Source organism: Aminobacter sp. P4_D5, assembly GCF_056401815.1.
This window is the reverse complement of record NZ_JBFUIP010000264.1, coordinates 1-5,222: the sequence shown is the minus strand read 5'-3', so window position 1 is coordinate 5,222 and position 5,222 is coordinate 1. Positions and strand designations below refer to the sequence as shown.

Genomic DNA, 5,222 nt, shown 5'->3' with positions numbered 1-5,222 from the left:
CTGGATGGCGATGCGGTTCTTGTCGCGGCAGGCGATCTGCATGATCGGCGCGTAACCCATGCGGGTGAGCAGGGCACAGATGCCGACGGACGACATGTGGCAGTTGGCGCCCGATGCATCGACCGCATTGATGCCGTCGACCCAGCCATCGAAGATCTTGGCGCGATTGTAGACGTCTTCGGGATCGGCGCTGTCGGGCGGGTTAAGTTCGGTGGTGACAGCGAATTCGCCTCGGCGCAGCACGCGCTCGAGGCGGCCGCGCGACGAATGGCCCGGCAGCCGATCAAGCGGCAGGTCGATGCCATCAGGGTGTTCGTCTGGCTGGCGCGGGCGCGGCGGGGTCATGCGACTTCTTTCGTGGCAACTTCGCGCGTGGTCGCAGCTTGGGCCGTCACCCTGAGCCAGGCCGAGGTTTCGCGCAGCGACTGATCGACCGGCTTCTGGACGTTGAGGATGGCGTCGCCCTTGACCATGTTGCGCGAGCCTTCCCAGGCCTTGACCCAGACGCAGGGCATATCCGGCTCGACCTCGCAATTGCCGTTGGCGCGTACTCCGCCGCAAGGGCCGTTGCGCAGCTGTTTGGGGCAGTTCATCGGGCAGGACATGCCGGTGGAAGACAGCACGCACTGGCCGCACATGCGACAGTCGAACATCAGGCCCTTGACGCGTTTTTCGACAAATTTGATCGGGGCTTCGACGCGGCCATAGCCGATCTTCTTCCACAGCGGGTGCAGCATCAGGAAGGCGTCGGCGAACCTGCTGTAGAACCATTCGAGCAGGCCCGAATGACGTATCGACCACAGCCGCRCGGTGTAGCTGCGCTGGACACGGCGCTGCGGCGACACGTCGGCTGGCTTGTAGTCGCTTTTGGGCGCGGCCTTCTTGACCAAAGTCGCCTGGGTTACTGTCGGCTGGGTATCAACCATCTTCCTTGCCGCCTGCCTTGACGAGAGCGACCAGCCGCTCGCGTGTGAAGTTCGCATCGATCTCGGCCATAGCCTTGTCGGCTTCGGCTTCAAGGTCGTCGCTGACCGGAACCGGTAGGGCTTTGCGCCACTCCGCCAGATAGGCGTCGGTGTCGCCGGCACCAGTACGCATGGCGCACATGTCGATCGCTTCAGTGAAACGCAGCGGCAATTCGCGCTTGGCGTTCTGCCGGCCCTTCTTGACGATGACCTGTGCAGGGATGTCGCGCCAGTAGACGATGATCAGGTCGGCCATTTCGGTCTCGCTTTCAGTCACGTTGAGCTTTGCCGCAACCATGCGGATGCTGCTTGTTATGGGACGACGCGCGCGCATTCAAAAGCGACGCGATGCGATGTCGCAAAAGATAGCGGTGGGATGTTGGTGTCAGCGTCTACCAGACGCCGCGACGGATGCCTGTCCAGAGGTACTGCCAGACGGTTGGATGGTACCACTGCCGGGAGGGCAGGCCGGTGTCGACCGGCGTCAGTCGGTCGGCGAGTGCGTCTTCGACGGCCCGGGCGCAAATGTCGCGCGAGAAGGCTGCCTGGCGCATGGCATAGCTGGCGATGGTGTCGCCTTTGCCGGGTTTTCCCCTGGACTGATACAGCACCGCGCCGGTGTCGACGCCCGCATCGACCAAATGCACGGTCGAGCCGAAATTATCCCGGTCGCCTGTCGCAAGCGCCCAGTACCCGCCGTTCATGCCGCGATATTTCGGATTGATTCCGGAATGATAGTTGATGACCGGGCAGGGGATGGCGGCGAGCGTTTTGGCCGACAAAAGACGGCAACTGGCGAGGAACACCACAGTGGGCTCAAGTCTGCGGACAGTTTCCACGAGTTCGGGGCCATTGGCGGAAGAAACCGAAATGATCTCCTGGCCACTACGCGGTTTGGTAGAGAGGTTCTCCTCCGCAATCAGGCGTTTGATGCCACGGTTCAGGAACCGTTTTGTGATGCGGATGAAAACCATCGTGCCCAATTGGCCGGCGACGGAGACCCAGCCAAGCTTCTCGGCGCGGCGCGTCAGAAGCTCGCGTTTGGAATAAGGCGTTTCGAGAACGACTGATATCGGCCCGAAGCGGTCGGTCAGGCTGTTGATGATGGCCCAGATATGTTCGCCGCCTTCGGTGACGAAGACGATCGGCCTGCGGTTCATTTAGCCTACCCCAGCCAAGCGAGGAAAGCGTGCGTGGCAAAGCCCGCACCGCCGACCACCAAACCGACGACAGCAAGGGAGGCCACGCCGACGACGCTGCCCACAGCAAAAAGGATGCCGTCGCGTTCAGACAACGCCAAACCCAGCAGGGCCGTTGCAAAGGCCGGCAGCCAGTTGCCGAACGGGATCGGCAGTGTGATCGAGACGGACAAGATGAGCGCGATGATGCCGATCACGCGGTCACCGCGTTTGCGCCAGAACGGCCAGTAGCGCGGCCGTACTACCTCTTCGAGGCGGATGAGGCGGGGGATGACCCAGTCGGTGAGGGAGCGGAACTGCTCGGCCGACAGCGAGCGCTGCGTGATGAAACCCGGCAGCCAAGCGCGATTGCTGCCGAAGGCCATTTGTGCCGCCACGATCAAGAGCGGCAGGCCAAGCACGGCCGAGGCACCTGGCGGCAGCGGCAACATGTTGAAAGCGGCAAACAGGACCAGCAGCGGCGCAAAGCTGCGCTTGCCAAGCGTATCGCGGATGTCGCCGATCGATATGCTGCCTTTGGCGTCGCGGGCGATCTGGGCGAAGATCGCGGAGAGGCGGCGGCCGCGACGACGCTGCGGCGCAGCGTCGATGTCGATCGCGTCGGGTTCGTTGTCTTGCCTTTGCATACAGTCTTCAGCCCACTTGCGGCACGTCTTCACGCGCGCCTGTCCCCATCGCAGTGTGCGACGGCCAGGTTAATCCTTGATGACCCCTGAAGGTTCGAATGTGATGTCGCTTTGCGCCGAATGCAACATCAGCGGCGGAATTCGATGATATCCAGCTTGGATTCATATTGCGGGGCGGGGAATTCGATACGCCATTCCGCCGGACCGCTACGGAACGCATAACCGATCTGGTCGGTTTCGGGGCCTTTGCCATAGGCCTTAGGCTTCTCGCCGGTAACGTAGCCCGAGCCGAGATAGATCAGTCGAATGTCGCTGTCGGTATAGAAGCGACCCTTGGTGCGCTGCGAGCCCGACGTCTTCTCGAGCATCCAGCCCGAACCGTCGTCCGTGACCTTGCACTTGAACCAGTCATAGACAACGAGATTGCCGATGCCGCCGGCCTTGATGGTGCGGCACTGCCAATTTCCCGTCATGTCGAAATCGGAAAAGGACAAGGGCTGCTTCGCCACGATCGCATCGAGGACGGCGACTTCGCGGGCCAAGCCAGTCTTGGCTTCCTGAAGCGCTTCCTTGCGCGTGATTTCGTATTTTTCGAGCCGAGCCTTGTCGGCTGGCGTCATCAGTTTCTGCACCATGCCGTCGGCATGGGCAGCACCAGCATAGGTCGCGAGAATCGCTGCCAGAATCAGGTTGCGAAAAACCATGAAAGCCTCCCCCGTATGGCCGAACCTCAGGGGAGGAATCAGGCGCTTTGATGATCTGCCGCACCGGCTGCGGCTTTGGCAAGAGCTTGGGGCAGGTCGCCATAACCGGTTGCGCGGCGCTCGTAGACGAGGCCAAGCATCTTGGCCGCATCTTCGGCGACCTTGTCGAGGGCAGGGTCATCTGTCTGGGCGAGGTAGATCAGCTTTTCGTAGTTGCCGAAATAATCAGTCACCAGTTCGGGATGCCTGTCGAGCCCTAGCGGCTTGATAAAGAAGGCCTCGAATTGGCGGCACAGGAAGTCGGTCATGTAAAACGACATCATGTCGGCCTCGCCGACTTCCGCATAGGCAGCAGCGCCCTGGTAAAAGGCAAAGCAGTGCGGCCCAGCCATGCGCTCGACACCGTGTTTCTCGCAGACGCGGTCGAGCAGACCGCCGGTGCCGCAATCGGCATAGCCGACATAGATGTGCCGGTAACCTTCCGCCTTTGCTTCGGTGATCGCCTTGTCCATGGCGGGCGCGATGCGATTGGGGTGGAAGTGAAAGTCAGCCGGCAAGCAGGTCAGTTCGAGGTGATCAAGCCCCAGCTGTTGCTTTACCGCCAGTACTTCGCGCGCAATCATGCCACAGCCGATGACCAGCAATTTCTCGCCTGGACTGTGTTTTTGCTTTTGCGGGGCGTTCATGGAACCAGTTTAGCCGGTTTTCGTTCCTGATAGGCAAATATTGCAAACATGATGAGGGAGACATTGCCCATGAAACTGTCACGCTTTGTACCGATCGCCGCCATCGCCTGCGTGCTTGCACTTTCGGCCTGCGCCAACACCGTTCGGGGCGTCGGCAAGGACGTCAAAGGCACAGCCAACGCCGTTGAAGAAACGGTCCGGCGATAAGCCAAATCCACAAGCTCCGACAAAAAAAGCCGTGCTGCCAGGCACGGCTTTTTCCGTTCAGGCCGAGGCGCGCAGATTGTGCTTGCGCTTCATGTAGTCCTTGGCCGTTTCGACAGCCACCGCCGCATCGCGGCAGTATGCATCCGCACCCACGGCCTTGCCGAATTCCTCGTTCAGCGGAGCGCCGCCGACGAGCACGACAAAGTCGTCGCGGATGCCTTTTTCCTTCATCGTGTCGATGACGACCTTCATATAGGGCATGGTCGTCGTCAGAAGCGCTGACATGCCGATGATGTCGGGCTGGTGCTCCTCGATCGCTGCCAGATATTTTTCGACCGGATTGTTGATGCCAAGGTCAATGACGTCGAAGCCAGCACCTTCCATCATCATGCCCACCAGGTTCTTGCCGATGTCATGGATGTCGCCCTTGACCGTGCCGATCACCATCTTGCCTTGCTTGGGCGCGCCGGTGGCGGCAAGCAGCGGGCGCAGGATGAACATGCCGGCCTTCATGGCGTTTGCGGAAAGCAGCACCTCGGGAACGAACAGGATGCCGTCACGGAAATCTTCGCCGACAATGCGCATGCCCTCGACAAGCGCCTCGGTCAGCACCTTGTAAGGCACCCAACCGCGCTCAAGCAGGATGTTGGTGCCTTCTTCGATCTCTTCCTTGAGCCCGTCATAGAGGTCGTCGTGCATCTGCTGCACGAGTTCGTCGTCGGAAAGCTCGGACAGGATGATTTCGTCGTCGGACATCTTTGGAGGCTCCCTCATGCAGCGCCGAAATTCAGCGTGCGGCTACTGCGCTATACCTAGCTTGCAAGTGCTACAAATC

At 60.7% G+C, this 5,222-nt stretch carries 8 protein-coding genes and 1 pseudogene; 1 reads left to right on the top strand and 8 read right to left on the bottom strand.

What is annotated here, in order from left to right; all coding sequences use genetic code 11:
* From AC1DWF_RS30010 to AC1DWF_RS29980, 7 genes and pseudogenes are all read right to left on the bottom strand, one after another.
* Positions 1–345 (bottom strand): annotated as a pseudogene (locus AC1DWF_RS30010) (methylenetetrahydrofolate reductase); the annotation flags it as partial.
* The gene (locus tag AC1DWF_RS30005) at positions 342–926 is read right to left on the bottom strand and encodes a methylenetetrahydrofolate reductase C-terminal domain-containing protein (protein WP_476842419.1); all 585 of its coding nucleotides are present in this window, start codon (positions 924–926) and stop codon (positions 342–344) included. The gene AC1DWF_RS30005 and the pseudogene AC1DWF_RS30010, both read right to left, overlap by 4 nt.
* Positions 919–1,221, bottom strand: coding sequence for a virulence factor (locus tag AC1DWF_RS30000; protein ID WP_476785863.1), 303 nt, complete (start codon positions 1,219–1,221; stop codon positions 919–921). Before AC1DWF_RS30000 ends, AC1DWF_RS30005 begins: the two co-directional genes overlap by 8 nt.
* A 136-nt stretch (positions 1,222–1,357) precedes the next feature.
* Positions 1,358–2,125, bottom strand: a complete 768-nt coding sequence (locus AC1DWF_RS29995; protein WP_476785859.1) for a formyl transferase — start codon at positions 2,123–2,125, stop codon at positions 1,358–1,360.
* A 5-nt stretch (positions 2,126–2,130) separates the two neighbouring features.
* Positions 2,131–2,790 (bottom strand): exopolysaccharide biosynthesis protein, encoded by a 660-nt coding sequence (locus tag AC1DWF_RS29990; protein ID WP_476788300.1) that lies wholly within the window; start codon positions 2,788–2,790, stop codon positions 2,131–2,133.
* A gap of 128 nt (positions 2,791–2,918) precedes the next feature.
* Positions 2,919–3,494, bottom strand: coding sequence for a DUF4893 domain-containing protein (locus AC1DWF_RS29985; protein ID WP_476788299.1), 576 nt, complete (start codon positions 3,492–3,494; stop codon positions 2,919–2,921).
* A 38-nt stretch (positions 3,495–3,532) separates the two neighbouring features.
* Positions 3,533–4,180 (bottom strand): DUF1638 domain-containing protein, encoded by a 648-nt coding sequence (locus AC1DWF_RS29980; protein ID WP_476786154.1) that lies wholly within the window; start codon positions 4,178–4,180, stop codon positions 3,533–3,535.
* Between the two features lie 69 nt (positions 4,181–4,249).
* Between AC1DWF_RS29980 and AC1DWF_RS29975 the strand changes: the two genes are divergently transcribed.
* Complete coding sequence (locus AC1DWF_RS29975) at positions 4,250–4,387, top strand: entericidin EcnAB (RefSeq protein ID WP_476786155.1); 138 nt, start codon at positions 4,250–4,252, stop codon at positions 4,385–4,387.
* A gap of 57 nt (positions 4,388–4,444) precedes the next feature.
* On the opposite strand, the gene AC1DWF_RS29970 is transcribed toward AC1DWF_RS29975, so the two are convergent.
* Positions 4,445–5,143 carry a corrinoid protein gene (locus AC1DWF_RS29970; RefSeq protein ID WP_476786156.1) on the bottom strand — a complete coding sequence of 233 codons (699 nt, stop codon included), beginning with the start codon at positions 5,141–5,143 and terminating at the stop codon, positions 4,445–4,447.
* Positions 5,144–5,222: the final 79 nt, after the last annotated feature.